This window comes from Micromonospora sp. NPDC047557, from assembly GCF_043205095.1.
GTDB lineage: Bacteria > Actinomycetota > Actinomycetes > Mycobacteriales > Micromonosporaceae > Micromonospora.
Genome location: NZ_JBIDDK010000006.1, coordinates 310012 through 333751, shown reverse-complemented (window position 1 = coordinate 333751; position 23740 = coordinate 310012). Strand labels below are relative to the sequence as shown.

Genomic DNA, 23740 nt, shown 5'->3' with positions numbered 1-23740 from the left:
GGGTTCCGGCTGCCCATCGTCGAGACCGTGGAGGACATCCCGTGACCGTGCCGACGTACCCCGTCGAGACCGACCCGCCCGTGCCGACCGGCGGGCAGGCCGCTCCACCACCGGTGTCGACAAGCGCGTTGCCCGCGGCGCGGGCGCAGCTGCTGCACGACGGCTCGGTCGAGCAGTACCGGCGGGCGATCGCCGACGGTGTCGACCGGGTCGCCCGCCGGGTCGCCACCGTGGACCGGCCCGCCACCGGCGTCGCTCCGGCCGAGCTGGCCCCCCTCGTGAACACCGTCGACCTGGACCGGCCCCTGGGCGACGCCGGCGCGGCCCTGGACGAGCTGGAGGACGTCTACCTGCGCGACGCCGTCTGGTTCCACCACCCTCGCTACCTGGCCCACCTCAACTGCCCGGTGGTCATCCCGGCGCTGCTCGGCGAGGCGGTGCTGAGCGCGGTGAACTCCTCCCTGGACACCTGGGACCAGAGTGCCGGCGCCACGCTCATCGAGCGTCGGCTGATCGACTGGACCGCCGCCCGGGTCGGCCTCGGCCCGGACGCCGACGGCGTGTTCACCAGCGGGGGCAGCCAGTCCAACCTTCAGGCGCTGCTGCTGGCCCGGGAGGAGGCATGCGCCGCCGCGACCACCCCGGCGGCCCGCATGGAGCTGCTGCCCCGACTGCGCGTACTCACGTCCGCCGCCGGGCACTTCAGCGTGCAGAAGTCCGCCAAGCTCCTCGGCCTCGCCCCGGACGCCGTGATCGCGGTGCCCACCGACGCGCAGCGGCGGATCCGGCCCGCCGCCGTCCGCGACGAGATCACCCGGTGCCGGCAGGCCGGACTGGTCGTGATGGCCGTCGTCGGCACCGCCGGCACCACCGACTTCGGCTCCATCGACCCCCTCGCGGAGCTGGCCGGGATCTGCGCGGCGGCGGGCGTCTGGCTGCACGTCGACGCCGCGTACGGCTGTGGGCTGCTTGTCTCGCCGACGCGTCGGCACCTGCTCGACGGCATCGAGCGGGCCGACTCGGTGACCGTCGACTACCACAAGTCGTTCTTCCAGCCGGTCAGCTCCAGCGCCCTGCTGGTCCGCGACCGGCGGGCGCTGCGGCACGCCACGTACCACGCCGACTACCTCAACCCGGCCCGGATGGTGCAGCAGCAGATCCCCAACCAGGTCGACAAGAGCCTGCAGACCACCCGCCGGTTCGACGCGCTGAAGCTCTGGCTGACCCTGCGGGTGATGGGCCCGGACGCGCTCGGCGCGCTCTTCGACGAGGTGGTCGACACCGCGGCCGAGGCCTGGCAGCTCGTCAGCGAGGACCCGCGTTTCGAGGTGGTGACCCGCTCGCAGTTGAGCACCGTCGTCTTCCGCTACCTGCCCACCGGCCCGGGTCGCGAGCTGGCCGACGCCGCCAACCTGTACGCCCGGGAGGCGCTGGCCGCCTCCGGCCTCGCCGTGGTCGCCGGCACCCGGGTGGACGGCCGGCACTTCCTCAAGTTCACGCTGCTCAACCCGGCCACGACCGGCGACGACGTCGGCCACGTGCTCGAACTGATCGCCGGCCACGCCGGCCGGTACGTGCGCGACAACGTCGCCGCCGACCTGACCTGCCCCGTCGGCTGACCCCGAACCCGCGCCTGGAGAAGAAGATGTCCACCCACGACTTCGTCGCCATCGGGCTCGGCCCGTACAACCTGGGTCTGGCCTGTCTCACCGCGCCGATCGACGAGCTGGACGGGGTGTTCCTGGAGGCCCGGCCGAGCCTCGCCTGGCACCCCGGCATGCTGCTGGAGTCGGCCCGGTTGCAGACCCCGTTCATCGCCGACCTGGTGAGCCTCGCCGACCCGACCTCGCCGTACTCGTTCCTCAACTACCTCAAGGAGATCGGCCGGCTCTACCCGTTCTACATCCGGGAGAGCTTCTACCCGCTGCGCAGCGAGTACGACGCGTACTGCCGGTGGGCGGCGGCGAAGCTGCCGAACCTGCGCTTCGGCCAGACCGTGACCACAGTGGAGTACAACAGCGCCGACGAGCGGTACGTGGTCCGGGCCACCACCGGCGGGTCCGAGAGCGTCACCTACCGGGCCCGGCACCTGGTGCTCGGCACCGGCACGCCGCCGCACCTGCCGGCCGCCGTCGCCGGGCTGCCCGGGGACGCCGTGCACAACTCGCGCTACCTGGAGCACCGGGACGCGCTGCGCACCAAGCGCAGCATCACGGTGGTGGGCAGCGGGCAGAGCGCCGCCGAGATCTACCACGACCTGCTCGGCGACCTCGACCGGTACGGCTACCAGTTGAACTGGGTCACCCGCTCGCCCCGGTTCTTCCCGCTCGAATACACCAAGCTGACGCTGGAGATGACCTCACCGGACTACGTGGACTACTTCCACGCGCTGCCCGAGGCGACCCGCTACCGGCTGGAGGCCGAGCAGAAGGGCCTGTTCAAGGGGATCAACGCCGACCTGATCAACGACATCTTCGACCTGCTCTACGCGCACAGCGTCGACGGGCCGGCGCGCACCCGGCTGCTGACCAACACCGAGCTGGTCGAGGCCGCCCACCGCGACGGGGAGTACACGCTCGGGTTGCGGCACGTGGAGCAGGAGCGGGACTTCACCCTGCGCACCGAGGGACTCGTGCTGGCCACCGGCTACCACTACCGGGTGCCGGAGTTCCTGGCCCCGGTGCGCGAACGGATCCGCTGGGACGCGCACGGTCGCTTCGACGTGGCCCGCAACTACAGCATCGACCACAGCGGGCGGGGCATCTTCCTGCAGAACGCGGGCACCCACACGCACAGCATCACCTCGCCGGATCTGGGCATGGGCGCGTACCGCAACTCCTGGATCATCCGCGAGCTGCTCGGCCGGGAGCACTACCCGATCGAGAAGAGCATCACCTTCCAGGAGTTCGGGGTGATCTCGTGAGCGTGGTCTTCACCCGCGTCGACGACACCCTCGGCGCGTTCGCCCTGCGTACCCTCGATCCGGAGGCCGACGCCCCGCTGCTGCACGGCTGGGTGACCCACCCGAAGGCGGCGTTCTGGCTGATGCAGGACGCCGACGAGGCCCAGGTGATCGAGGAGTACCGGCGCATCGCCGCGCACCCGCACCACGACGCGTACCTCGGCCTGTGGCGGGGCGAGCCCGCCTTCCTGGCCGAGCGCTACGACCCGGCCCACGTCGAACTGGTCGGCCTCTACGACCACCAGCCCGGCGACGTGGGCATGCACTTCCTCTGCGCGCCCGCCGGCACTCCCGTGCACGGCTTCACCCGCGCGGTGATCCGTACCGTCATGGCGTGGCTCTTCGCCGACCCGGCGACGCGGCGCGTGGTGGTCGAGCCGGACGTGCGCAACACCGCCGTGCACGCGCTGAACGCCGCCGTCGGCTTCGAGGTCGTCGGCCCGATCGCCAAGCCGGAGAAGGACGCGCTGCTCAGCGTCTGCACCCGCGCCCAGTTCCAGGCCGCCGCCGGACACACCGCCGCCGCCGAGCCCGCTGCCGCCACCCGAACCGAAGGAGCCCCGGCGTGACCACCACCGCCGTCCCCACCCCGCCGACCGTCGCCGGCCAGGCCGCCCCCGGCGACCCGGTCGCGCACCTCACCCCGCAGCGCTGGGCGCGAGCCAACCGGATGCTGGTCCGCAAGGCGCTCGCCGAGTTCACCCACGAACGGCTGCTCACCCCGGAGCCCGTGCCCGGCCCCGACGACCGGCAGTGGTACGAGGTCCGCAGCGACGACGGCACCGTCACCTACCGGTTCGTCGCCCGGGTGCTCGCCCTGGCCCACTGGCAGATCGACGCCGACAGCATCACCCGGCACCGCGACGGCGTCGCGCTGCCGCCGGACGCCGTGGACCTGATCGTCGAGCTGCGCGGCACCCTCGGCCTGTCCGCGCGGGTGCTCCCGGTCTACCTGGAGGAGATCACCTCCACCCTCGCCGGTGCCGCGTACAAGCTGGCCCAGTCCCTGCCGAGCGCCGCCGAGCTGGCCGGGGCGGACTTCCAGACCATCGAGACGTCGATGACCGAGGGCCACCCCTGCTTCGTGGCCAACAACGGCCGGCTCGGCTTCGGCGTCGACGAGTACCACCGCTACGCCCCCGAGGCCGCCACGCCGGTACGCCTGGAGTGGCTGGCCGCCCACCGGGACCACTCGACGTTCAGCAGCGCCACCGACCTGGACTACGACACGCTCATCTCCGGCGAGCTGGACGCCGAGACCCGGGCCCGCTTCGCCGCCACGATGGCCGACCTCGGCCTGGACCTCGCCGACTACCACCTCATCCCGGCGCACCCGTGGCAGTGGTGGAACAGGCTGGCCGTCACGTTCGCGGGGGAGTTGGCCCAGCGTCGGCTGGTGCACCTGGGTCCCGGGCCGGACTCGTACCTGGCGCAGCAGTCCATCCGGACCTTCTTCAACGTCACCGAGCCGGGCCGGCACTACGTCAAGACCGCGCTGTCGGTGCTGAACATGGGCTTCATGCGAGGGCTGTCGGCCACGTACATGGCCGCGACCCCGGCCATCAACGACTGGCTGGCCAACCTGATCGCCGGCGACGAGGTGTTGACCGGCACCGGGCTGACGATCATCCGGGAACGGGCCGCGGTCGGCTACCGGCACCGGCAGTACGAGGCGGCGACCGAGCGCACATCCCCATACCGCAAGATGCTGGCCGCGCTGTGGCGGGAGAGCCCGGTGCCCGGCCTGGCTCCGGGGCAGCGACTGTCCACGATGGCCGCGCTGCTGCACGTCGACGACGACGGCGGCTCACTGGCGGCGGCGCTGATCGACCGGTCCGGCCTGGCGCCCGAGGTGTGGCTGCGCCGCTACCTGGACGCCTACCTGACCCCGCTGCTGCACAGCTTCTACGCCCACGACCTGGCCTTCATGCCGCACGGCGAGAACGTCATCCTGGTCCTCGACGAGCACCACACCGTCCAGCGGGTGATCTTCAAGGACATCGCCGAGGAGATCGCGGTGCTGAGCGCCGACGCCGACCTGCCGGCCCAGGTGCAGCGGATCCGGGTCGAGGTGCCCGACGACACCAAGCTGCTGACCATCTTCACCGACGTGGTCGACTGCTTCCTGCGGCACCTCAACGCGGTGCTGGTCGAGGCCGGCGTGCTCACCGAGGACGACTTCTGGGGCACGGTCGCGGCCTGCGCCGCCGACTACTTCGAGCGGGTGCCGCACCTGGCCGAGCGGGTACGCCACTACGACCTGTTCGCCCCCGAGTTCGCGCTCTCCTGCCTCAACCGCCTTCAGCTGCGCGACAACCAGCAGATGATCGACCTGGCCGACCCGTCGGCCGCGCTGCAGTTCGTCGGCACCCTCACGAATCCGCTGGCCGCCCACGCTCCGGCCCGCTGACGCCGTCCGCGTCCCGGCAGGCTCCGAGAGTCCGACCGCCGGCCGGGACGCGGACGGCGTACCTCCTTATCGATAGTCGGCGAAGATCCGACGCTCCACACCGTCGACGGTGATCGGGCCGCCGTGGGGGAGGATCCACTGCGGCCTGGTGTGGCCGAACGGGACGCCGACGCAGACGACCGCGTCCGGGTTGTAGCGGTTCACCACGTCGACGACCGTGTCGCGCTGCTCCTCCCGTAGGTGCGCCCTCTCCTCGGCAGAGGGTCGGCGCGTGAAGTCGGAGACCGGCGGACGGGCGACAAGTACCGCGTCGACGGCATCGAGAAGACCGCGTTCACCCAGCGCCCGTACGATCCAACCGACCTCGCGGGCGGGAAGGAGCTTCTCCGACGTCTCGATGATCAGCACGCCGCCGCGCAGAACCTCCGGAGGAAACGGGAAGCGTCCCGCCGTGAGGGTCCACTGGAGGACCTCCAGACACCCGCCCCAGGCGGGGCCGGTGACCGTGCGACGCGGCCCGTACCAGCTCCACGGCGCCGTCGACTCGCGCTCCCCGAACGCGTGCAACGCCCGTGGGTCGGCCCAGCCGATCCCGATGTCCTCGGACTCGCCGGGGTCGGTGATCTCCAACCGCTCGCCGGTGAGGAGCGCGGCCCGCAGTGACCGGGCGTGGATGTCGTCCACGGCGGGCCCGGGGCCGAGGTGCACCTGCGACGACCCGCCGTAGAAGCTCGCGATGCCGAGCCCCCAGAGCCACTGGTGCAGGTTGGTGTTGTCGCTGGTGCCCAGGAACGGCTTCGGGTCGGCGCGGGCGAGGTCGGCGTCCAGGTGGGGGATGACCGTGATCTGGTCCTCGCCTCCGACGACGGCGAGGATGGCGCGTACCCGGGGATCGGCGAAGGCGGCGTTGATGTCCGCCGCGCGCGCCTGCGCGCTCGCGCCGACCGTGCGGGTGGTCGGGTACTCGACCGGGACGAGGCCGGTCAGGTCGGCGAGCCGCCGCATGGCCTGCTCGTGGATCTCGGGATAGGCGCCGGCCGCGGCGAAGGACGGCGACAGGACCGCGATGTGGTCACCCGGTCGTGCCTTCGGGGGACGCACAAGATCATGCTTCATCCCGACATTCCACCAGCGGCGCTCGTCGGCGCGCATCCCGTTTCGCCTTCGGTGTTATCGATAACACGAGGTGGCGCGCCATACCGCATCCCTTTTACCGCCCCTGCTGTCCCAGCTCGTGCACAGGTGTACGGCGTACGAATACAGTCACCATCTTGAATTCGTGGGTCGGTGGGCCGTAACATGCCGGACACGGATGTGAACGCTAACGTTCGGACCCCTGCATCCCACCGAGCCCGTCCCGCCCGGTTGTCGCCCCGTCGCCGGTAGCGCTCATCTGGAGGTCCCATGTCGTCCCTGCCCCTCAGCCGACGCCGCGTGCTGCAGGCCGCCGGCGCCACCGCCGTGCTCTCCGCGACCGGAGCCACGACGCTCGGCGCGGGCCCCGCCGCCGCTGCCGTGGTCCCGCCAGCGCGGTCGGACATCGGCGTCGGCGCCTACCCCTTCGAGTTCGGTCAGGTGCGACTGACCGCCGGCCGCTGGCTCGACAACCAGACCCGCACCCTGAACTATCTGCGCGTCGTCGATGTCGACCGGATGCTCTACAACTTCCGCGCCAACCACCGGCTCTCCACCAACGGCGCCGCCACCAACGGTGGCTGGGACGCGCCGAACTTCCCGTTCCGGACCCACATGCAGGGGCACTTCCTGACCGCATGGGCCCAGGCCTACGCGGTGCTGGGCGACACCACCTGCCGGGACAAGGCGAACTACATGGTCGCCGAGCTGGCCAAGTGCCAGGCGAACAACGGCGCCGCCGGGTTCGGGTCGGGATACCTTTCCGGCTTCCCGGAGTCCGACTTCACCGCGCTGGAGGCACGCACGCTGTCCAACGGCAACGTGCCCTACTACTGCATCCACAAGACGCTCGCCGGCCTGCTCGACGTCTGGCGCTACACCGGCAACACCCAGGCCCGCACGGTGCTGCTGGCCCTCGCCGGCTGGGTCGACACCCGCACGTCCCGGCTCAGCTCCAGCCAGATGCAGTCGATGCTCGGCACCGAGTTCGGTGGCATGAACGAGGTGCTGACCGACATCTACCAGCAGACCGGTGACACCCGGTGGCTCACCACCGCCCAGCGGTTCGACCACGCCGCCGTGTTCAACCCCCTGGCCTCCAACCAGGACCAGCTCAACGGACTGCACGCCAACACGCAGGTGCCCAAGTGGGTGGGCGCCGCCCGCGAGTTCAAGGCCACCGGGACGACCCGCTACCGGGACATCGCCAGCAACGCCTGGAACATCACCGTCGGCGCGCACTCCTACGTCATCGGCGGCAACAGCCAGGCCGAGCACTTCCGGGCGCCCAACGCGATCGCCGGCTACCTCACCAACGACACCTGCGAGCAGTGCAACACCTACAACATGCTCAAGTTGACGCGGGAGCTGTGGCTGCTCGACCCGAACCGCACCGACTACTTCGACTACTACGAGCGCGCCACGATCAACCACCTGATCGGCGCGCAGAACCCGGCCGACAGCCACGGTCACATCACCTACTTCACCCCTCTCAAGCCGGGCGGCCGGCGGGGCGTGGGCCCGGCATGGGGCGGCGGCACCTGGAGCACCGACTACAACTCGTTCTGGTGCTGCCAGGGCACCGGCGTGGAGATCAACACGAAGTTGATGGACTCCATCTACTTCTACAGCGGCACGACGCTGACCGTGAACCTGTTCGTGCCCTCGGAGCTGACCTGGTCGCAGCGGGGCATCACGGTCACCCAGAGCACCACGTACCCGGTGAGCGACACCACCACGCTCACCCTCGGCGGCACGATGAGCGGCTCGTGGAGCGTTCGCGTCCGCATTCCGGCGTGGACCAGCGGCGCGACGATCAGCGTCAACGGTGTGGCGCAGTCCGTCGCCACGACGCCCGGCAGCTACGCGACGGTCACGCGTACCTGGGCGGCCGGAGACACCATCACCGTGCGTCTGCCGATGCGTGTCGTCGTGCAGCCGACCAACGACAACCCCAGCGTCGCCGCCGTCACCTACGGCCCGAGCGTGCTCTGCGGCAACTACGGCAACACCACGCTGAGCGCGCCGCCGGCACTCAACGTCTCGTCCATCGCGCGGACCAGCACCAGCTCGCTGGCGTTCACCGCCACCGCGAACGGGTCCACCGTCAACCTCGGGCCGTTCCAGGACGCCCACGGCTTCAACTACACCGTCTACTGGAACACCAGCGGCAGCAGCGGTGGGGGCAGCCACCGGCTGGTCAACGTCGGCAGCGGGATGGTGCTCGGCATCCAGAACATGTCCACCGCCGACGGTGGGCTGGCTCTGCAGTGGGACGACAGCGGCACCGCCGACCACAACTGGGTGGTGGTGACCGACGGCAACGCCGTCCGGTTCCGCAACGTCAACAGCGGGAAGGTCCTCGGCGTGGAGAACATGTCCACCGCCGACAACGCCCGCGTCCTGCAGTGGGCCGACAACGGCACCGCGGATCACCGGTGGACCCTGGTGGACAACGGCGACGGCACCTACAAGATCCGCAATGTCAACAGCGGCAAGCTGCTCGGCATCCTCAACGGCTCCACTGCGCGTGGCGCGCAGGCCGTACAGGACTCCGACAACGGCAGCGCGGACAACCGTTGGCGGCTGGTGGCCAACGCCTAAACCGTCACGTCGATGGCTCGGCCCGGCCGGGGCGTGTGTCGAAGTCCTGAACCGAGGGCTTCGACACACGCCCTGGTGCTGTCTCGGCACGGTTCGCGACATGTTGCCGCACTCTCTTGCGCGGATAGGTCTGTAATGCAAAGCTAACTTCATGACACACGAATCCGCTCCGCAGGCAGACGGCCCTCGCGAACTGTTGGCGGCCGTGCGCGACCTGACACGCCAGGTCCATGTCGCCCAGCGCGGCACCTGGTTCCCGCTGCTGGTCCTCGCGGTGGTCACCCTGGTCGCGATACCCGTCTACCGGTACGCCCCCTACCTCGACCTGTTCGACACCTGCCGATCCCGCCCACAGGACAGGGTCTGCATGGCGCCCAACCCGACCGAACTCGGATACTGGACGGTCGCGCTGGTGCTCGCCTACGCGGCGATCGCGGGCTTCTACGTCAGGCAGTCCCGGCGGCGTGGCGTGGGCACCCCGATCCGCCCCTACGTCGTCGTCGGCGTCGCGTTGGCCGTGCTGATGACGGCCGTGTCGATCTGGCTGACGTTCCATCCGCTCATCCCCGTCCCCGCCGACCCCTTCTCCACCGACCCGGCCGCGATCGAGGTCGGGCCGGCGGCATGGCTTGTCAACGGGCTGGCCAGTCCCATAGCGGTCATCGCGCTGGCGCTGCTGGTGCTCGCGTGGGTCGAACGCAACTGGGCGCTGCTGGCGTACAGCCTCGCCTTCCTGGCGATCGTGATGGTGCAGGGCGGCCAGGTCATCCACGCGACCTCCCGGTGGTTCTTCCTGCCTCAGCTGCTCGTCCCGGCGGCGCTACTGCTGCTCGGCAGTGCCGCCTTCGCCCTGTTCCGGCCGAGCACCGAGGTTCCGGGGCGATGACCGACCATCCCACCAATGGCCTCGACGACGTGGTCCACCAGCGCGTCCGACTGGGCATCCTGGCCATCGCGCACCAGGCTCGCCAGGTCGAGTTCGGCTTCCTGCGCACCACCCTGCAGCTGACCGCAGGCAACCTTGGGCAGCACCTGACCGTCTTGGAAAAGGCCGAGCTGATCCAGATCGAGAAGGGCTACGAGGGCAAGCGCCCACGCACCTGGGTGACTCTCACCGCTGCCGGTCGGGCAGCCCTGCGTGAAGAGATCGCCCATCTCAAGCAACTCATCCAGCAGGTCGAGCAGGCGGGGACGGCGCCGGCCACCGACCGGTGACCCGCACTGCTAGTCGACTGCTCCCGCGCGCCCGAACGCGCGGGCCAGCTGGGCCAGGTCGAGGCCCTCGAAGTGGCGGAGAAACCGCCGACGTACGGCGGCGAGGTGGCTGGGCCAGGACTCCTGGAGCCGGGCGAAGCCCGCGTCGGTGAGCACCGCGTTCCAGCCGCGCGCATCCTCCTCGCACCGTTCCCGCTTGACCAGGCCCTGCGTCTCCAGCCGGATGATCGTTCGGGTCATGCCGCTCAGTGAGAGGTAGCAGGCCGCCGCGAGCTCGTGCATGCGCATCCGCCGGTCCGGCGCCTCGGAGAGATTCATCAGGGCGGTGTACTCGGTGAGCGGCAGCTGTCGGTCGCTGACCATGTCGGCGTCGATCGTGCGGGGCACCACGTACATCACCCGGCCCAGGGCACGGACCAGCGCCTCCTCATCGGCGTCGAGGGGTCGCAGAGGCTCGGAACTGGGGTCGGCCATGCTCCCCAGCATAGTTGCTTGATTGAGCAATTGCTCACGCACGGTGTGAGCACAGCCATAGGATCGTCATTTGCTTGACGAAGCAAGGAGCGGCTAGCGTTCCGGCGCCAGGTTCGGACTACTGAAAGGCGCAGCCATGACCAGGATCGGGATCATCCTCGGAAGCACCCGCCCGGGGCGCAACGGCGAAGCCGTCGCCCGTTGGGTCCACGAGATCGCCCAGCAGCGCTCCGACGCGCAGTTCGAGCTGATCGACCTGCTCGACTACAAGCTGCCGCACCTCGACGAGGCGTACCCGCCCGCGATGGGCCAGTACAGCCAGCCGCACACGCTGCGCTGGGCCGAGACCATCGCGTCGTTTGACGGGTTCGTGATGGTGACGCCGGAATACAACCACTCAACCTCGGGTGCGCTGAAGAACGCCATCGACTTCCTCTACGGTGAGTGGAACAACAAGGCTGTCGGCTTCGTCAGCTACGGCTCGGTCGGCGGCGCCCGGGCCGTCGAGCACCTGCGCCTGATCGCCGGTGAGCTCCAGATGGCCGACGTGCGCTCGCAGGTCGCGCTCTCGCTCTTCACCGACTTCGAGAACTTCAGCGTCTTCAAGCCCAACGACCACCAGCGGGACGCGCTCAACGTGACCCTCGACCAGGTCGTGGCCTGGAGCACCGCGCTCGCGCCGCTGCGCCAGGGCTGAACCGCTTCGCGTACGCCTCAGACGGCCTCGGGAGTCTTCCCGGGGCCGTCTGAGTTCGACCAGACCTCGTGGGCGACGCCGGTGTGACGGTCAGCACGGCACCACGAGGGCCACTAACCTCGACGGGATGAGCCGAGCTGCCAGCCCTCAGCGGGCTCCGCTGTGGCGGGACCGCTCCTTCGGCACGTACTGGATCGCGCAGTCGCTCTCCGCGGCCGGTGACGCGTTCGCCTACCTGGCGGTGCCGCTGCTGGTGTTGCAGGCGACCGGGTCGGTGGCGCAGATGGGCCTGCTCACCGCCGTCGCCGGCGCGGCGTCCGTGGTCGCCGGGATCTTCGGCGGGGTGCTGGTCGACCGGTACGACCGCCGTACGCTGATGATCGTCGCGGACCTGGCCCGTCTGGTCCTCTACGCCGTGGTGCCGCTGGCCTGGCTCGCGGGCCCGCAGGTCTGGCTGCTCTTCGTCGTGCTGCCGATCTGCGAGGCGGCCGGCATGCTGTTCCAGGTCGCGGCGGTGACCGCGGTGCGCAACCTCGTCGACTCCGACCGGCTCACCGAGGCCAACGGCCGGCTCCAGGCGACGTTCGCGGCGGCCGCCGTTCTCGGGCCGCTGCTCGCCGGTGTGGTATCGGCCCGCTTCGGCCCGGCGGTCGCCATCGCCGTCAACGCGGCGAGCTTCGCGCTCTCGGCGGCCGGCCTGCGGCTGGTCCGGCTGCGCCGGGCTCAGGCCGCCGACGTCGCGCCGGTGCCCCGGGAGCGCCCGCTGGCCGAATTCCTGGCCGGGGCGCGGTTCCTGTGGCGACAGCCCGTGCTCCGCGCGCTGACCGTCCTGCTGTCGGTGTTCATCTTCCTGACCTACGGCTTCACCGATGTGCTGATCTACCACGTGACGCACGACCTCGGCGGCACCGAGCGCACGGTCGGAGCGGTGCTCGGCCTGGCGGCGCTGGGCACGGTCGCCGGGGCGCTGCTGGTGGCCCCGCTGCGTCGTCGGCGCGGCTTCGGCGCCACCTGGATCGGGGCGCACGCCGTCTGCGGGTTCGCGGTGGCGGGCGCCGGCATGGCGACGAGCGTGCCGGCGGTCACCGCGCTGACCGCCGTCTACCTGTGCTGTCTCAGCGTCGGCGGGATCTGCTCGATGTCGCTGCGCCAGGAGATCACCCCCGACCATCTGCTCGGTCGGGTCACCTCGGCGTTCTGGAGCACCCACTACGCCCTCGGGCCGGCCGGCGCCGCCATCCTGACCTGGACCGCCGGCCGGTTCGGCGTCGCGGCTGTCGCGTTCGTGGCCGGAGCGGGCTGCCTGCTGGTCGCGGTCGGCGGGCTGTTCACCCCGATCCGCACAGCTGGCGCGCAGAGGCGTCTGTCGCCTCCGGCCGTCCCGGTGGGTCAGGCCGGCTGACCACCGGCGGGGGCGATCAGAACTCCTGGTACATGACGTGCAGGCCGACCCGGCCGAGGGTGGGGTGGCGGAACGCGCCCGGCACGGTGCCGACCACGTCGAAGCCCTCCCTGCGGTACAGCTCGACCGCCGATCGGTTGGTCTCCACCACGGCGTTGAACTGCATGCCGGCGTACCCCCGTCGCCGTGCCCAGGTCAGGGCGTCGCGGCACAGCGCGGTACCCACGCCCCGGCCGCGCGCGTCGGCGGCGACCACGAAACTGGCGGTGGACACGTGCGCGCCCGGCCCGGGCCGGTTGGTGCCCATCTTCGCGGTGCCGAGCACCCGCTCGCCGTCGACCGCGACGACGGTCCGCCCGGGCGGGGCCTCCACCCAGATGCGGTACGCCGTGTCCGCGGTCATGTCCGGGTCGTAGGGGAAGGTTTCCTGTGCCCGGACCACGTCCTCGATCATCGGCCACACCTGCGACCAGTCCTGGTCGTCGAACTCGCGGATCAGCACCGGCGCAGGCTACGCGGGGCACTCCGGGTGGGGACAGCGGATTTCGACTGTCGAACTTTCCCGGCGGTGGCTGCATCCGGGCGGTGTGCCGGCCGCGAAGCATGTGTCGTGACGAGACGTCACGGATCCGTCGCTTCGACGAAAGGCCCGCTGATGAAGATCGCACGATTCGCCGCCCGGATGGCGGTGGGCGCCGTGGCCACCGCGCTGGCCACCACCGCCGTGGCCGTGCCGGCAGCCCAGGCGACCGGTAAGGCCAAGCCACTCGGCACGAAGTCGCTCGCCCAGGTGCTCACGAAGGACACGAGCGGCTTCGACCGCAACTCGCGGGACTTCGACGTACTGACCGCGGCCGTGCTGGCGGTGCTCGAGGCCAAGCCGGACTCGCCGGTGAAGGTGCTCACGAACGGCACCGTCGCACTGACCGCGTTCCTGCCCAACGACGCCGCGTTCCAGCAGTTGGTGCGCGAGCTGACCCACGCTCGGAAGCTGCCCGGTGAGAGCGCCGCGTTCGCGGCGGTCGCCGGGCTGGGCATCGACACCGTGGAGACGGTGCTGCTCTACCACGTCGTGCCGGGCGCGACCATCGACCGCAGGGCGGCCCTCAAGGCCGACGGCGCGGAGCTGACCACCGCTCTCGGCCCGACCGTCGAGGTCGACGTCCGCACCTACTGGCACATCTTCCGCCAGGTGCGGCTGGTCGACGCCGACACCGACGACCGTGACGCCCGCGTGGTCGCGTTCGACGTCAACAAGGGCAACCGGCAGATCGCGCACACCGTGGACCGGGTGCTGCGCCCGATCGACCTGCCCTGACCCACCCGGGTGGCGGCCGACCCCGCGTCGGCCGCCACCCGCGCGGGCCGCGCCGTGGGGGCAGTTCCCGGCCTGATCTTCTCGTCCCGCGGCACCGTCGGGCGGGCGTGTCGCTCCGGTTCGTCCTCGATCCGCGGACCGGGTACGCCCCGTCGTCCGTCGTGACAGGACGCCGCGGGGCCGACCCCGGTCAGGAGGCGGCGTCGGCCCGGCGGGCGCGGGGCGCCGACGCTGCCGTCTCGCGCCGATCGGCCGGCGCCGGCCCGGACGTGTCCCGCCGGATCAGCTCGGCGGGGAGCACCTCGACCCGGGGCGCCGGCGCCTCCGCGCCGAGCACCAGGGACATCGCCCGGACTCCCATGTCGACAAGCGGCAGCCGCACGGTGGTCAGTGCGGGTGTCACGTCCCGGGCGATCGGCATGTCGTCGAAGCCGACCACTGAGACCTGCTGCGGCACCGCCAGCGAGCGGGCCCGCAGGGTGGCGAGGGCGCCGATGGCCATCGAGTCGTTGAGGGCCACGATCGCGGTCAGCCCGGGGTCGGCGTCGAGCAGCCGGGCGGTGGCCTCGGCGCCGCCGTCGCGGTCGAACTCGGCGTACCGGATGCGGCGCTCGGGCAGCTCGCGGCCCTGCTCGGCAAGGGCCTGTTTGAACCCGGCCAGTCGATCGGTGGTGGTGGTGAGGATGCGGGGGCCGGCGACCACGCCGATCGCCCGGTGCCCCAGCTCGCACAGTTCGCGACCGGCGAGGTGACCGCCGGCCCGGTTGTCCGGCATGACGGCGTCGCCGGAGTGCTCGTGGCGGCCGATGACCGCGACCCGCCCGCCGGTCGCCTCGTACGCGGCGAGCTTCTCGTTGAGCTGCCGGGTGAACGCCTCGTCGTGGTAGCCGGAGCCGGCCAGGATCAGCGCCGCCACCTGGTGGCCGCGCAGCAGCTCCACGTACTCCAGCTCGCGGTCCGGGTCGCGGTAGCTGTTGCAGATCATCAGCAGCCGGCCCTGGTCCGTCGCGACCCGTTGCAGCCCTCGGGTGATCTCGGCGAAGTACGGGTCGGAGACGTCGTGCACGATCACGCCGACCGCGCTGCGGTGCGAGCGGGCCAGCAGTTGGGCGTGCGCGTTGGGCACGTACTGCAACTCGGCGACGGCGGCGAGCACCCGCTCGCGCAGCTCGTCGGTGACCGGTTTGCTGCTGCCGTTGATGACGCGGGAGGCGGTGGCGGGTGAGACGCCCGCGCGCCGCGCCACGTCGGACAGGGTCGCCATGGCCCGCCCCCTCGGTCTGTTGACGGCGTTTCGCCGTGCCGGCTAGCGTCACCGTACCGCAGAGAAAGCCCTTTCCCGCAGGGAGGTTCGGCCATGCCCGATCGCTTCGCGGCGCTTCCCGGCGGGATCGGCGTCTCCCGGCTGCGCGTCTACGACACCGTCGCGCCGGACGGCGTGGTCGGTGGCACCCCGCACGTGCACCTGTGCTGCACCGAGGGGTACGTGGTGACCGACGGCGAGGGCGCGGTGCAGACCCTGACCACGGCCGGCTTCCGGGAAACGCCGCTGCGGCCGGGGGTGGTGGTCTGGTTCGAGCCGGGCACCGTGCACCGCCTGGTGAACTCCGGCGGGCTGCGCATCGTGGTGCTCATGCAGAACAGCGGCCTGCCCGAGGCTGGTGACGCGGTGCTGACTTTCCCACCCGAGGTGCTGGCCGACCCGGCGGCGTACGCCGCGGCGGCGGCGCTGCCCGACGGGGGAGCGCCGGGCGCGGACGTGCGCGCCGCGTACCGGCGGCGGGATCTGGCGGTGATCGGCTTCTCGGCGCTGCGGTCCAGCGGGCCGGCGGCGCTGGCCGCGTTCCACGCCGCCGCGATCGCGCTGCGCCAGCCGTTGCTGACGCGGTGGCGGCAGCGGTGGGAGTCCGGCGCCGGCCGTGCCGCCGCCGACACCGCCGTGCAGCTCGACGCCTTGGAGCGGGGGGATCCCGCGCACCTGGGCGACGCCGGGGTGTACGCGGTGGCCGAGCCGGTCGAGCGGGGCCGGCTCGGCATGTGCGGCCTCCTCGACACCTACCCGGCCGGCGCCTGACGGCGCCCGCCGCGCCATCGGTCCAGATCGGACGGTCCTCTCAGGTTGTGCGGGTCCCGTTCCCGGGAGGTCGAGGTGATCTCGACGTGGCCCGGCGTGTGCGGCGTCGGGCCAATCGACGAATAGATCGAGGAAAGGCCTTGCCCGGCGTGAGGGGGCCGCCTACGCTCCAGGAAAGCGTTTGCCTGATCCGCCGACCGGCCCGCTCCACGAGTGCCGTGCCGGGCCCCCGAGGAGGTTCCGCGTGACCGAGAACTCTTTGGACACGGCGGGCCGGCCGGCCGCCGCCGACCAGGCGAGCGGTGCGCGGGCAGCCGCCTCCGAGCCCGCCTCCGGGCCCGCAAGCGGCGGTGCGCCGGCAGTCGTCGACGGCCCGACATCGTCCCCCGTGGTGACACCGCCGCCTGGCGGTGGCCGTCCACCGCGCCCGACGCTCGGTCGGCGCGCGGCCAGCCTCGCCGACTCGCTGTGGCGACCGGCGCTGGTGCTGGTCGCCTTCTTCGTCGCCTGGTGGTTCGTCGCCGCCCGGGAGTACGTGCCGAACTACCTGGTGCCCACTCCCGGCCAGGTCTGGACCACGATGACCGACCAGTGGTCCGAGCTGGCCCGGCACACCATGGTCACGCTCTACGAGACGGTGCTCGGCTTCGTGCTGGCCGCCGCGCTGGGGCTGGCCACCGCGGTCGCCATCGCCTACTCGCGCACCCTGGACAAGGCGCTCTACCCGATCGTCCTGTTCGCACAGGTCATCCCGAAGATCGCCATCGCGCCGCTGCTGGTGGTCTGGTTCGGTCTCGGCCTCACCCCGAAGATCATCCTGGCCGTGCTCATCGCGTTCTTCCCGGTGGTCATCTCCGGGGTGGCCGGCCTGCGGTCCACCGACCCGGAGCTGCTCGACCTCTCCGCCACCATGGGCGCCGGGCCGTGGCGCACCTTCCGCAAGATCCGCTTCCCGAACGCGTTGCCGCACCTGATGGCCGGCCTCAAGGTGGCCGTCACCCTCGCGGTTGTCGGCGCCGTGGTCGGCGAGTTCGTCGGCGCCAGCGAAGGGCTCGGCTACGTCCTGTTGCTGGCCAACGGCAACCTCGACGCCCCACTGCTGTTCGCCGACCTGATCCTGATGTCCGCCATCGGCATCGTCCTGTTCGTCCTGGTCGAGATCGCCGAGGCACTGCTCATCCCGTGGCACGCCAGCCGTCGCGCCGGCGTGTCCCTCACCACCTCCTGACCGACCCCATCACGGAGGCACCGATGAAACGCACCGCCACCACCATCCTGGCCACCGCCGCCCTGCTCCTCGCCGCCACCGGCTGCGGTGCGGACGACTCCACGGGCAAGACCGGCGCCAACGGCAACAAACAGGCCACCCTCACCCTCAACTGGGTGCCGTACGGCGAACACGCGCCCTTCTACTACGGCCTGCAGAAGGGCTACTACTCCGCCGAGGGCATCGACCTGAAGATCCTGCCCGGCAACGGCTCCGGCAACACCGTCAAGCAAGTCGCCCAGAAGCAGACCGACTTCGGCTGGGCCGACAGCCCGGTGCTGCTCAAGTCCGTGGCCAGCGGGATGCCGGTGCGCAGCCTCGGCGCGTACCTGGAGAAGGGCCCCTCCTCGGTCGAGTTCTTCACCGAGAAGAACATCAAGACCCCGGCCGACCTGAAGGGCAAGACCGTCGGCGGCACCCCCGGAGATGCCCTCTACGCGACCTTCCCGGCCTGGCTGGAGAAGAACGGCGTCAACAAGGACGACGTCAAGGTGGTCAACGTGGACGCCGCCGGCAAGATCGCCGCGCTCGCCGAGGGCAAGGTCGACGCCATCATGGGCTTCTTCCACGACCAGGCCCCGACCATCGAGAGCAAGACCGGCAAGAAGGTCGACGTGCTGCTCTTCGCCGACTACGGGATGAACCTGCTCGGCACCGGCCTGATCGCCAACACGCAGACCCTGCAGAAGGACCCGGAGTTGGTCCGCAAGTTCGTCCGGGCCACCCAGAAGTCCTGGGCCGACGCCGCCCGTGACCCCGCCGGCGCGGTGAGCGCCATGGTCGCGCTCGCCGAGAACGAGCCCGCCCCCGAGGTGCTCACCAAGCAGCTCACCCTCAACCTGCCGCTGCTCGGCGGGGACGGCCCGCCCGGGGTCAACACCGAGGCCCAGTGGTCCGAGACCATCGACCTGATGTCGCGCTACGCCGAGCTGAAGGACCCGGGGGCGCCCAAGGCGTACTGGGACTCCTCGTACGCGGCGCAGGGGTGACCCGGTGAACGCCGCGCCGGCAGCGACCGGCACCGCCATCGGGATGTCCGGGGTGACCGTCCGGTTCACCACCCGGCGGTCGCAGACCACCGCCCTCGACGACGTGTCCCTCGACATCGAGCCGGGGGAGTTCGTCACCATCGTCGGCCCGTCCGGCTGCGGCAAGTCCACCCTGCTGAAGATCGTCGCCGGGCTGGTCAAGCCCACCAGCGGCGAGGTGTCGCTGCTGGAGCGCCCGGTACGCGGCCCACAGAAGGAGATCGGCTTCGTCTTCCAGAAGGCCGCGCTGCTCGAGTGGCGCGGCGCGCGGGCCAACATCCTGCTCCAGGCCGAGATGCGCGGCATGGACCGGGCACGGGCGGCCCGCCGCGCCGACGAGCTGATCGAGATGACCGGACTGACCGGCTTCGAGAAGGCGTTGCCGCACGAGCTGTCCGGCGGCATGCAGCAGCGGGTGGCGCTGTGCCGCGCGCTGCTGCACGCCCCGCCGGTGCTGCTCATGGACGAGCCCTTCGGCGCCCTGGACGCGCTGACCCGGGAGCAGATGAACGCCGAGCTGCACCGCATCTGGCGGGAGACCGGCACCACGGTGGTGCTGGTCACCCACTCCATCGCCGAGGCGGTTTTCCTCGGCACCCGGGTCGTGGTGATGAGTGCCCGGCCCGGCCGGATCATCCGCACCTTCCCGGTCGAGCTGCCGGCGCACCGCGACTACGCGCAGGTGATGTCGGACCCCCGCTTCGACCGGCTCGCCACCGAACTGCGCGGGTTGCTCGGCAGCGCGGCCGCCAACCACTGAACGCGGATCGGCACGACCAGCACGACGGAAGGAACACCATGACCCGCAGGTCCATCGGCATCATCGTCAACGGCGTGACCGGACGGATGGGCTACCGCCAGCACCTCGTCCGGTCCCTGCTGGCCATCCGTGAGTCCGGCGGCGTGCCGGTGGCCGACGGCACGACCATCTGGCCGGAACCAGTCCTGGTCGGGCGCAACGAGACGAAACTGCGCGAGCTCGCCGAACGGCACGGCCTCACCGACTGGACCACCGACCTGACCTCGGCGCTGGCCCGTGACGACGTCGAGATCTACTTCGACGCCCAGGTCACCCAGCAGCGGGAGAAGGCGATCCGCCAGGCGATCGAGGCCGGCAAGCACATCTACACCGAGAAGCCCCTTGCCGAGGACACTGCCAGCGCGCTCGACCTGGCCCGGGCCGCCGACGCGGCCGGCGTCCGCACCGGCGTCGTGCAGGACAAGCTGTTCCTGCCCGGTCTGCGCAAGCTCAAGCGGCTCATCGACGGCGGCTTCTTCGGCCGGATCCTCTCGGTGCGGGGCGAGTTCGGCTACTGGGTCTTCGAGGGCGACTGGCAGCCGGCCCAGCGCCCGTCCTGGAACTACCGGGCCGAGGACGGGGGCGGGATCACGTCCGACATGTTCCCGCACTGGCACTACGTGCTGGAGGAGTTGTTCGGCCGGGTCAACGCGGTCTCCTGCGTGACCGCCACCCACGTGCCCGAGCGGGTCGACGAGGACGGCCGCACCTACGCGGCCACCGCCGACGACGCCGCGTACGCCATCTTCGAACTCGACGGCGGGATCATCGCGCAGATCAACTCGTCCTGGGGCGTGCGGGTGTACCGCGACGAGCTGGTGGAGTTCCAGGTCGACGGCACCGAGGGCAGCGCCGTCGCCGGACTGCGCAACTGCCGGGTGCAGCACCGGGCGGTCACCCCGAAACCGGTGTGGAACCCGGATCTGCCGGTCACCGAGGACTTCCGCGCTCAGTGGACCGAGGTGCCCGACAACGAGGAGTTCGACAACGGCTTCCGGGTGCAGTGGGAGGCGTTCCTGCGGCACGTCGTGGCCGGCGAGCCGTTCCAGTGGGACTTCCTGGCCGGCGCGCGCGGCGTACAGCTCGCCGAGCTGGGACTGCGCGCGGCCCGCGAGGGCGTCCGCGTCCAGGTTCCGGAGCTGCGCGCATGAGCGCCGCCGACGTGGTGCTCCCGGGTGGGCGGCGACACCGGCTGGTCGGGGGGAGCGGCTTCGCCCGCCCGGCCGCCCCGGCGACCGGCCGGATCGCGTACGCCGCCGCGCACGTGGTCGCCGACCCGGGCGCGGAGAACGTGCCGGGGGCCCCGGCGGCGGTGGACTGGGACACCACCCTCGCGTTCCGGCGGCACCTCTGGTCGTACGGGCTGGGGGTCGCCGAGGCGATGGACACCGCCCAGCGGGGGATGGGCCTGGACTATCCGGCGACCCGGGAGCTGATCCGGCGCAGCGCCGCCGAGGCCCGCGCCGTGGGCGGCCGGATCGTCGCGGGTGTCGGCACCGACCAGCTGCCGGCCGGCCCGGCCACGCTCGCAGCGGTCGCCGCCGCGTACCGCGAACAGCTCGACGACGTCCGCGCGGCCGGCGCCCGGCCGGTGCTGATGTGCAGCCGGCACCTGGCCGCCGCCGCCCGCGGCCCCGAGGACTACCTGCGGGTGTACGACGAGCTGCTGACCGCCGCCGGGGAACCGGTGGTGCTGCACTGGCTCGGGCCGATGTTCGACCCGGCGCTGACCGGCTACTGGGGATCTGCCGATCTGGATCTGGCCGCCGACACGGTCATCGAGCTGGTCAAGGCGCATCAGTCCACAGTGGATGGGATCAAGGTGTCGCTGCTCGACGCCGGCCGGGAGGTCGCGCTGCGCCGACGGCTACCGGCGGGGGTACGCCTCTACACGGGCGACGACTTCCACTACCCGGAGCTGATCCGGGGTGACGAGGTGGGCCACTCGGACGCGCTGCTCGGGGTGTTCGCGGCGATCGCGCCGGCCGCCGCCGCCGCGCTGGCGGCCCTCGACCGGGGCGACCTGGCGACGTACGACGAGATCTTCGCGCCGACCGTGCCGCTGGCCCGGCACCTGTTCGCGGCGCCGACCTGGCACTACAAGACGGGGATCGTGTTCCTGGCGTGGTTGGCCGGTCACCAGGACCACTTCACCATGGTAGGCGGCGCGCAGTCCGGGCGGTCCCCGGCGCACCTGGCGACCCTGCTCACCCTGGCCGACGCGGCCGGGCTGCTGCCCGACGCCGACCTGGCCGCCGCCCGCGCGCGGGCGTTCTTCACCGTCGCGGGCGTGGCCCAATGAGTCTGGAACGCTTCTCGTTCAACCAGGCCACCGCCCAGCACTGGGCGCTGCCCGACGTGGTCGCCGGTTGTGTGGCGGCCGGCGTGCCGGGCATCGGGTTGTGGCGGGAGCCGGTGGCCGGGTACGGGCTGGCCCGTTCGGCGAAACTGGTCCGCGACGCCGGCCTCGTCGTGACGTCCCTGTGCCGGGGTGGCTTCTTCTCCGCCGACGACTGGCGGGCGGAGAACCTGCGGGCCATCGAGGAGGCCGCCGAGCTGGGCGCACCCGAGCTGGTACTGGTCTCCGGCGGTCTGCCGCCCGGCAGTCGGGACGTCGACGGTGCCCGGCGTCGGATCGCCGACGCGATCGGCGAGTTGGCCCCGCACGCGGCCGCGGCCGGCGTCCGGCTGGCCATCGAGCCGCTGCACCCGATGTTCGCCGCCGACCGGTGCGTGATCGCCACCCTCGGCCAGGCGCTCGACATCGCCGAGCGGTTCGACCCGGAGGTGGTCGGCGTGGTCGTCGACGCGTACCACGTGTGGTGGGACGACACGGTGTACGCGCAGATCGCGCGGGCCGGCGCGCGGATCGCCGCATTCCAGGTCTGCGACTGGGTGACCCCGCTGCCCGAGGGGGTGCTGCTCGGCCGGGCGCTGCCCGGCGACGGGTGCATCGAGCTGCGTCGGCTGCGCGAGGCGGTCGACGCCGCCGGCTACCGCGGCCCGATCGAGGTGGAGGTCTTCTCCGCCGAGGTGTGGGCGCGTCCCGGCGCGCAGGTGCTGGACGCGGCGATCGCCGGTTACCTGCGCCACGTTGTCTGAGCGACTGTCCGACGGCGGGCCGGGCGGCGCGCGGACGTCCTCGCTGCACGCGGCTCCCGGACGGCGCTGGCCGTCGGCGGTCGGCGCCTGGCTGGGCATCGGCACCGCGCCGGCCACCCTGGTGCTCGGTGCGGCGATGGCCGCCCGGCACGGCGGCGCGGTGCCGGTGACCGGGCTACTGGTCGGCGGGGTGCTGATGGCGGCGCTGCTCTGGGGGCAGGGTCGGATCGGCCTGCGCCGGCCGCTCGGCGACGGCGGGACGTTGACGGCGGTGCTGCCCGCGTACCTGGGCGACACCTCGCGGCTGTTGTTGGCGGCGGTGCTGACCGTGTCGATGATCGGCTGGAACGGGTTCAACGTCGGGCTCGGCGGCGCGTCCCTCGCCGCGTTGGCGCACCTGCCGGGCTGGGCCGGACCGGCGCTGCTGGAGGTGGCGGTCCTCGCCGTCTCCTGGGCGCCGGCCCGGTACGGCAACCGGGTCGCGGTGCTCACCACGCTCAGCGCGATGGTGCTGGTCGGCTGGTGCCTGACCGTGCTGCCGCCGCCGGGTGCGCCGGTGCGCGTCGCCGCCGGTGGGCTGGCCGACGGCGCCGCGCTCATCGGCTATGCGGCCGTGTTCGCGTTGCGGGCGCCGGATTTCAGCGTGGGTCTCGCCCGGCGGCGGGACCTGGCCTGGTGTGTGGGGCTGCTGATCGGGCCGGCGCTGCTGGGTGTGCTCGCGGGTGCCGGCCTGTGGCTGCGTACCGGCTCGGCGGACGTTGTCGCGCTCCTCGCCGCCGGGTCGGGGCTGGCGGCGTACGCCAATCTGTTCGTCGCGGTGGCGGTCTTCGCGGCGGCGTTGACCACGACGTACTCCGGGGCGCTGGCGGTGCGCGGCCTGGCGCCGCGGGTGCCGGCCCGCCCGGCGATGGTCGCCGTCGCGGTGTTCGGCGGGCTGTTGGCGGTGGCGCGCTTCGACCGTCTCGTGCTGCCCTGGTTGACCCTTTTGGCCGCCGCGCTGCCGGTGCTGGTGGTGCCGATGGCGACCGAGGCCGCGGCCCGTCGGCGCGGTCGGACCGCGCGGACCGTGCCGGCCTGGTGCTGGGTGCCGCCGGCGCTGGTCGCGGTCGCCTGCACGCTCGCCGGGATCGGCGTCGCCCCGCTGCTCGGTCTGGCCCTCGCGGGAATGCTCACCCTGCTCTGGAGGCGTCTTCCGTGACGCTGGCGAGGCGATGCGGGCCGTGCGGGAACGTCGGCCGGCGGTAGAGTCGCCCG

The 23740-nt window shown here is 71.8% G+C and carries 22 protein-coding genes; 18 read left to right on the top strand and 4 right to left on the bottom strand.

What is annotated here, in order from left to right:
* Positions 1-41: 41 nt before the first annotated feature.
* The 4 genes from ACGGAQ_RS17865 (at position 42) to ACGGAQ_RS17850 (ending at position 5372) form a co-directional block, all read left to right on the top strand.
* Positions 42-1619, top strand: a complete 1578-nt coding sequence (locus ACGGAQ_RS17865; protein WP_393050383.1) for a pyridoxal phosphate-dependent decarboxylase family protein — start codon at positions 42-44, stop codon at positions 1617-1619.
* 26 nt (positions 1620-1645) lie between these two features.
* Positions 1646-2923: a lysine N(6)-hydroxylase/L-ornithine N(5)-oxygenase family protein gene (locus ACGGAQ_RS17860; protein WP_393050380.1), complete on the top strand. Its 1278-nt coding sequence runs from the start codon at positions 1646-1648 to the stop codon at positions 2921-2923.
* On the top strand, positions 2920-3531 hold the full coding sequence (locus ACGGAQ_RS17855; protein ID WP_393050378.1) for a GNAT family N-acetyltransferase: 612 nt from the start codon (positions 2920-2922) through the stop codon (positions 3529-3531). Before ACGGAQ_RS17860 ends, ACGGAQ_RS17855 begins: the two co-directional genes overlap by 4 nt.
* 101 nt (positions 3532-3632) lie before the next feature.
* A complete protein-coding gene (locus ACGGAQ_RS17850; protein WP_393050432.1) occupies positions 3633-5372 on the top strand; it encodes an IucA/IucC family protein in 1740 nt (579 codons plus the stop codon).
* A gap of 66 nt (positions 5373-5438) precedes the next feature.
* Here ACGGAQ_RS17850 and ACGGAQ_RS17845 read toward each other — a convergent pair whose 3' ends face one another.
* On the bottom strand, positions 5439-6488 hold the full coding sequence (locus tag ACGGAQ_RS17845) for a S66 peptidase family protein (RefSeq protein ID WP_393050375.1): 1050 nt from the start codon (positions 6486-6488) through the stop codon (positions 5439-5441).
* A gap of 288 nt (positions 6489-6776) precedes the next feature.
* Between ACGGAQ_RS17845 and ACGGAQ_RS17840 the strand changes: the two genes are divergently transcribed.
* The 3 genes from ACGGAQ_RS17840 to ACGGAQ_RS17830 all read left to right on the top strand — a co-directional run bounded on the left by ACGGAQ_RS17840 (position 6777) and on the right by ACGGAQ_RS17830 (position 10325).
* A complete protein-coding gene (locus ACGGAQ_RS17840; protein WP_393050372.1) occupies positions 6777-9110 on the top strand; it encodes a beta-L-arabinofuranosidase domain-containing protein in 2334 nt (777 codons plus the stop codon).
* A 151-nt stretch (positions 9111-9261) separates the two neighbouring features.
* Positions 9262-9996 (top strand): hypothetical protein, encoded by a 735-nt coding sequence (locus ACGGAQ_RS17835; protein WP_363938084.1) that lies wholly within the window; start codon positions 9262-9264, stop codon positions 9994-9996.
* Positions 9993-10325, top strand: a complete 333-nt coding sequence (locus tag ACGGAQ_RS17830) for a winged helix-turn-helix domain-containing protein (protein ID WP_393050370.1) — start codon at positions 9993-9995, stop codon at positions 10323-10325. The genes ACGGAQ_RS17835 and ACGGAQ_RS17830 overlap by 4 nt, the downstream gene beginning before the upstream one ends.
* Positions 10326-10334: 9 nt before the next feature.
* On the opposite strand, the gene ACGGAQ_RS17825 is transcribed toward ACGGAQ_RS17830, so the two are convergent.
* A complete protein-coding gene (locus tag ACGGAQ_RS17825) occupies positions 10335-10799 on the bottom strand; it encodes a MarR family winged helix-turn-helix transcriptional regulator (RefSeq protein WP_393050367.1) in 465 nt (154 codons plus the stop codon).
* A 136-nt stretch (positions 10800-10935) separates the two neighbouring features.
* Here ACGGAQ_RS17825 and ACGGAQ_RS17820 point away from each other — a divergent pair, with 136 nt between their 5' ends.
* Together ACGGAQ_RS17820 and ACGGAQ_RS17815 are read left to right on the top strand one after the other, a co-directional pair.
* Positions 10936-11496: an NADPH-dependent FMN reductase gene (locus tag ACGGAQ_RS17820; RefSeq protein WP_393050364.1), complete on the top strand. Its 561-nt coding sequence runs from the start codon at positions 10936-10938 to the stop codon at positions 11494-11496.
* 127 nt (positions 11497-11623) lie between these two features.
* Positions 11624-12898 carry an MFS transporter gene (locus tag ACGGAQ_RS17815; protein ID WP_393050361.1) on the top strand — a complete coding sequence of 425 codons (1275 nt, stop codon included), beginning with the start codon at positions 11624-11626 and terminating at the stop codon, positions 12896-12898.
* A 16-nt stretch (positions 12899-12914) separates the two neighbouring features.
* On the opposite strand, the gene ACGGAQ_RS17810 is transcribed toward ACGGAQ_RS17815, so the two are convergent.
* Positions 12915-13400, bottom strand: a complete 486-nt coding sequence (locus ACGGAQ_RS17810; protein ID WP_393050358.1) for a GNAT family N-acetyltransferase — start codon at positions 13398-13400, stop codon at positions 12915-12917.
* A gap of 153 nt (positions 13401-13553) precedes the next feature.
* Between ACGGAQ_RS17810 and ACGGAQ_RS17805 the strand changes: the two genes are divergently transcribed.
* The gene (locus tag ACGGAQ_RS17805) at positions 13554-14216 is read left to right on the top strand and encodes a fasciclin domain-containing protein (protein WP_393050355.1); all 663 of its coding nucleotides are present in this window, start codon (positions 13554-13556) and stop codon (positions 14214-14216) included.
* A gap of 190 nt (positions 14217-14406) precedes the next feature.
* Here the strand turns inward: ACGGAQ_RS17805 and ACGGAQ_RS17800 are convergent, their stop codons facing one another.
* Entirely contained in the window at positions 14407-15480 is a 1074-nt protein-coding gene (locus ACGGAQ_RS17800; protein ID WP_393050352.1) for a LacI family DNA-binding transcriptional regulator, read from the bottom strand.
* 93 nt (positions 15481-15573) lie between these two features.
* On the opposite strand from ACGGAQ_RS17800, the gene ACGGAQ_RS17795 reads away from it, so the two are divergent.
* The 8 genes from ACGGAQ_RS17795 to ACGGAQ_RS17760 all read left to right on the top strand — a co-directional run bounded on the left by ACGGAQ_RS17795 (position 15574) and on the right by ACGGAQ_RS17760 (position 23684).
* Positions 15574-16290: a cupin domain-containing protein gene (locus ACGGAQ_RS17795; protein ID WP_393050349.1), complete on the top strand. Its 717-nt coding sequence runs from the start codon at positions 15574-15576 to the stop codon at positions 16288-16290.
* Positions 16291-16534: 244 nt separating this feature from the next.
* On the top strand, positions 16535-17518 hold the full coding sequence (locus ACGGAQ_RS17790) for an ABC transporter permease (protein ID WP_393050346.1): 984 nt from the start codon (positions 16535-16537) through the stop codon (positions 17516-17518).
* A 23-nt stretch (positions 17519-17541) separates the two neighbouring features.
* The gene (locus tag ACGGAQ_RS17785) at positions 17542-18546 is read left to right on the top strand and encodes an ABC transporter substrate-binding protein (RefSeq protein WP_393050343.1); all 1005 of its coding nucleotides are present in this window, start codon (positions 17542-17544) and stop codon (positions 18544-18546) included.
* 43 nt (positions 18547-18589) lie between these two features.
* Positions 18590-19345, top strand: a complete 756-nt coding sequence (locus tag ACGGAQ_RS17780) for an ABC transporter ATP-binding protein (protein ID WP_387180513.1) — start codon at positions 18590-18592, stop codon at positions 19343-19345.
* A gap of 38 nt (positions 19346-19383) precedes the next feature.
* Entirely contained in the window at positions 19384-20535 is a 1152-nt protein-coding gene (locus tag ACGGAQ_RS17775) for a Gfo/Idh/MocA family protein (protein WP_393050340.1), read from the top strand.
* A complete protein-coding gene (locus ACGGAQ_RS17770; RefSeq protein WP_393050337.1) occupies positions 20532-21686 on the top strand; it encodes a dihydrodipicolinate synthase family protein in 1155 nt (384 codons plus the stop codon). The genes ACGGAQ_RS17775 and ACGGAQ_RS17770 overlap by 4 nt, the downstream gene beginning before the upstream one ends.
* On the top strand, positions 21683-22486 hold the full coding sequence (locus ACGGAQ_RS17765; RefSeq protein WP_393050335.1) for a sugar phosphate isomerase/epimerase family protein: 804 nt from the start codon (positions 21683-21685) through the stop codon (positions 22484-22486). Before ACGGAQ_RS17770 ends, ACGGAQ_RS17765 begins: the two co-directional genes overlap by 4 nt.
* Positions 22479-23684 (top strand): hypothetical protein, encoded by a 1206-nt coding sequence (locus ACGGAQ_RS17760; protein WP_393050332.1) that lies wholly within the window; start codon positions 22479-22481, stop codon positions 23682-23684. The genes ACGGAQ_RS17765 and ACGGAQ_RS17760 overlap by 8 nt, the downstream gene beginning before the upstream one ends.
* The last annotated feature ends 56 nt before the right edge of the window (positions 23685-23740 follow it).

Excerpts from the sequence above, each read along its gene's own strand:
- ACGGAQ_RS17805 (WP_393050355.1), top strand. The coding sequence starts at position 13,554 with ATGAAGATCGCACGATTCGCCGCCCGGATGGCGGTGGGCGCCGTGGCC.
- ACGGAQ_RS17775 (WP_393050340.1), top strand. The coding sequence starts at position 19,384 with ATGACCCGCAGGTCCATCGGCATCATCGTCAACGGCGTGACCGGACGG.
- ACGGAQ_RS17825 (WP_393050367.1), bottom strand. The coding sequence starts at position 10,799 with ATGGCCGACCCCAGTTCCGAGCCTCTGCGACCCCTCGACGCCGATGAG.
- ACGGAQ_RS17830 (WP_393050370.1), top strand. The coding sequence starts at position 9,993 with ATGACCGACCATCCCACCAATGGCCTCGACGACGTGGTCCACCAGCGC.
- ACGGAQ_RS17820 (WP_393050364.1), top strand. The coding sequence starts at position 10,936 with ATGACCAGGATCGGGATCATCCTCGGAAGCACCCGCCCGGGGCGCAAC.
- ACGGAQ_RS17840 (WP_393050372.1), top strand. The coding sequence starts at position 6,777 with ATGTCGTCCCTGCCCCTCAGCCGACGCCGCGTGCTGCAGGCCGCCGGC.
- ACGGAQ_RS17785 (WP_393050343.1), top strand. The coding sequence starts at position 17,542 with ATGAAACGCACCGCCACCACCATCCTGGCCACCGCCGCCCTGCTCCTC.
- ACGGAQ_RS17800 (WP_393050352.1), bottom strand. The coding sequence starts at position 15,480 with ATGGCGACCCTGTCCGACGTGGCGCGGCGCGCGGGCGTCTCACCCGCC.
- ACGGAQ_RS17815 (WP_393050361.1), top strand. The coding sequence starts at position 11,624 with ATGAGCCGAGCTGCCAGCCCTCAGCGGGCTCCGCTGTGGCGGGACCGC.
- ACGGAQ_RS17845 (WP_393050375.1), bottom strand. The coding sequence starts at position 6,488 with ATGAAGCATGATCTTGTGCGTCCCCCGAAGGCACGACCGGGTGACCAC.
- ACGGAQ_RS17850 (WP_393050432.1), top strand. The coding sequence starts at position 3,633 with ATGCTGGTCCGCAAGGCGCTCGCCGAGTTCACCCACGAACGGCTGCTC.
- ACGGAQ_RS17770 (WP_393050337.1), top strand. The coding sequence starts at position 20,532 with ATGAGCGCCGCCGACGTGGTGCTCCCGGGTGGGCGGCGACACCGGCTG.
- ACGGAQ_RS17835 (WP_363938084.1), top strand. The coding sequence starts at position 9,262 with ATGACACACGAATCCGCTCCGCAGGCAGACGGCCCTCGCGAACTGTTG.
- ACGGAQ_RS17780 (WP_387180513.1), top strand. The coding sequence starts at position 18,590 with ATGTCCGGGGTGACCGTCCGGTTCACCACCCGGCGGTCGCAGACCACC.
- ACGGAQ_RS17795 (WP_393050349.1), top strand. The coding sequence starts at position 15,574 with ATGCCCGATCGCTTCGCGGCGCTTCCCGGCGGGATCGGCGTCTCCCGG.
- ACGGAQ_RS17765 (WP_393050335.1), top strand. The coding sequence starts at position 21,683 with ATGAGTCTGGAACGCTTCTCGTTCAACCAGGCCACCGCCCAGCACTGG.
- ACGGAQ_RS17860 (WP_393050380.1), top strand. The coding sequence starts at position 1,646 with ATGTCCACCCACGACTTCGTCGCCATCGGGCTCGGCCCGTACAACCTG.